Source organism: Endozoicomonas sp. ALB115 (assembly GCF_049310245.1).
Taxonomy (GTDB): Bacteria; Pseudomonadota; Gammaproteobacteria; order Pseudomonadales; family Endozoicomonadaceae; genus Endozoicomonas.
This window is the reverse complement of record NZ_JBLYZG010000153.1, coordinates 1-2,923: the sequence shown is the minus strand read 5'-3', so window position 1 is coordinate 2,923 and position 2,923 is coordinate 1. Positions and strand designations below refer to the sequence as shown.

Here is a 2,923-nt window from a genome sequence, read left to right as displayed (position 1 = left end):
TATGGGTCCTTCGATGCTTCGACAAGCTCAGCACTCAGGACGAACGGAGTGCGGAGGCACGACAACCCGTCAAACTCATTGAAACCATGTAGTAGTTTTGAAACTCAGAAATGTCGAAGTTATTTCAGGACAGCTCATCAGCCATTGGGGAATCAGCGCTCTGGTGCAGTGGTCAGGCCAAAATGCTGCTGTGAAAAAGCAACCCGTTCTTCAATAGGCAGGTCATGTTTTCGAAGGGATTCAATCATTTTCAGCCTGGGCTCGATCCCCTGGCCATTGGCAATCTGAATCGCCAGCCCCGGTCGGGCGTTGAGCTCCAGAATCAGAGGGCCAAGATGTTTATCCAGCACCAGATCGACACCCAGGTAGCCCAGGTTGGTCATCTCATAGCAGGCAGCAGACAGGCATAATATCTTATGCCAGTGGGGCACATTGAGGGTTGAGAAATTGTGGCCCGTATCCGGATGAAGGCTGACCGGCAAATCATGCTGCACACTTCTCAGGCTGTTGCCGGTTGCCATGTCCAGGCCGACGCCGACTGCCCCCTGGTGCAGGTTGGCCTTGCCATCGGATTTCCGGGTGGCCAGGCGCATCATCGCCATAACCGGAAAGCCCCGGAACACAATGACCCGGATATCCGGTACACCTTCAAAGCTGTAGTCATTAAAAATGGGGTCAGCGACGATCAGGTTTTCGATAACGGCGAAGTCTGATTTGCCGCCCAGACTGTAGAGACCGCCGAGAATATTGGACACATCACGGCTAATGGCGTCAAAGGATAGACTTTCGCCGCTGGCCTTGACGTATCGATCACCATCACGACCGGTAATCACCAGAATGCCTTTGCCGCCACTGCCCTTGGCCGGTTTGATAACAAACTTATCCAGTGGTTCCAGAATGCCCTTTAACTTGCGGATATCGGACTGGTATTCAATCACGCCAATCAGTTTTGGTACATCAACACCGGCTTTCTCGGCCATGCGTTTGGTGGTCAGTTTGTCGTCCACCAGGGGCAGGAGGCGTCTGGGGTTATATCGGGAGATATAATTCAGGTTGCGGCTGTTCATGCTGAGTATCCCGGACTCTCTGAGCCGGGAGGGTGTGGTAATTGAGTTTTTTGCCAGCGTGTTGTGCACAAAGCTTGTTAACCATCCCATGGAAACCGACCTCTACTTATCCGAATGAACCAGTGGATAGAACCGCTTGAGTTCAAGCATTCGATAGCCAGTGTACTGACCAAGCAGCAGAACAATGCCCAACAAGGTGAGCATCAGTTCAGGGAAGTTGAAGGTGAGCTGTTCAACAATGGGATTGGACATCAACAGGTAACTCAGGGTGGCTACCAGAAGACTGCCGCCGCCTTCTTTCACGACATCGCCGGGGCCTTCTTCTTCCCAGAGGATGGACATCCGCTCAATGGTCCATGCCAGAATGATCATCGGGAAGAAAGTGACCGTCAGTGCCTGGGTGATGCCCAGCTTCCAGCTGAAGATACTCATGGCGGCCATGATCAGAATGACTACAATGATGACAGCCCCCAGCCGTGCAACTAGCAGCATGTTTTGCTGACTGAGGAAAGACCGTATCCATAAACCAATGGATACCAGGGAGGTGAATATCACCAGCCCGGGTATTAATTGAGTTTGCAGGAAAGCCATGGCAATAAGCACCGGCATAAAGGTACCGGAGGTGCGTAGGCCAACGATGATGCGCATAAATAGCACAACCAATACCCCGATCGGTATCAACAGAATGATCTTAAAAGCATTCTGGACTTCCAATGGCAGGGAGTAGATGGAAAAGTCTATTAAGGCAGCACCATCCTGGTTTGCCTGGGTGAGTGCCAGCTCCCGGGTCGGGGCATTCTGGGAAATAATAGAGAACCTGACGTCAGAGTTAACCCCGCCCATCACATCCAGCAGTGATTTGGCCCCGCGCTGCCAGAGAAAGAAGGCGTCCGGGTTGCCTGCTTTACCGGTTTTGGGATCAAAGAGCTGCCATTCGGTGCCGTCATACACCTCTATCATGTCGATAATGGGTTGTCTGCGTCGGCCATCTTCCAGGTGCAGGCCCCGGACAATGCGAGCGGGGATATTACCCATATGGAGTAGATTGACCAGCAAGTCCGGAAGCTTAACCCCTTCTTCCACCATGCCGAGCAGCATATTGGTGTTCTGGCCGGGTTCTTTGGCATTAAACTGGCTGATCATGGTGTCGGCAAAACTGACCGTGTCTGCTGAGTGTTCAGTCACCTGTTTTAACAGGCTTTTGGCGGCGGTTTGATAGGGCTCGGGCAGCACGGGCGCAATGAACGCTTCGGGCTGGTCATGCACGTTGGGGTTGATGCCGGGCTCCAGCCGGATCTTAACCTTATAAAACAGATCCTGGCGACCATCCGCTTTACGGATACTCCAGACGGCACGGCGTTGACCGCCATCGTTGGTCTGGTTAATGCCATAGCCGGGTGAGGCAAAGGATTCATCGAGAATTCTTACATCGGACTGCTGATCCGGAAGGGTCAAGCTTGCCTGGGCAGCCTGTCCCCGGGCTTTGAAGCTCACCCAGGCTTCAATACTCCAGACAGTAGAGACATCCTTGCCCAATAGCGGAAAACCCAGTGCAAAGTGTTTGTACAGGGTTAATCCAAGGCCGGCAACAATCAGTCCGGCAATCATAAGGCCAAGCTGAAAACGACCTTTCATTCTTTTCCTCGCTTTTAACTGTCTATCTTGGGTTCAGTTGATATAAGGGAGCCTGGCTAAACTGTGCCCGGCTAGTACATGGTTTTAATGTCCAGGCTGGGTTTCCTCTATCAATGACGCCCAAACTCCATTCGTTCTGAGCCTGTCGAAGGACCCATAGGGCCTAAAGGCGGAAACTCCGGACTCTGATAGATCGTGCCAAGCACCCTTCGACTCCGCTC

2 protein-coding genes are annotated in these 2,923 nt (G+C 52.5%); both read right to left on the bottom strand.

What is annotated here, in order from left to right:
- Window positions 1–152: 152 nt before the first annotated feature.
- Window positions 153–1,157, bottom strand: coding sequence for an alpha-L-glutamate ligase-like protein (locus ACO6VE_RS24215; protein WP_422445399.1), 1,005 nt, complete (start codon window positions 1,155–1,157; stop codon window positions 153–155).
- A gap of 12 nt (window positions 1,158–1,169) precedes the next feature.
- Complete coding sequence (locus tag ACO6VE_RS24210; RefSeq protein ID WP_422445398.1) at window positions 1,170–2,702, bottom strand: inactive transglutaminase family protein; 1,533 nt, start codon at window positions 2,700–2,702, stop codon at window positions 1,170–1,172.
- Between the last annotated feature and the right edge of the window lie 221 nt (window positions 2,703–2,923).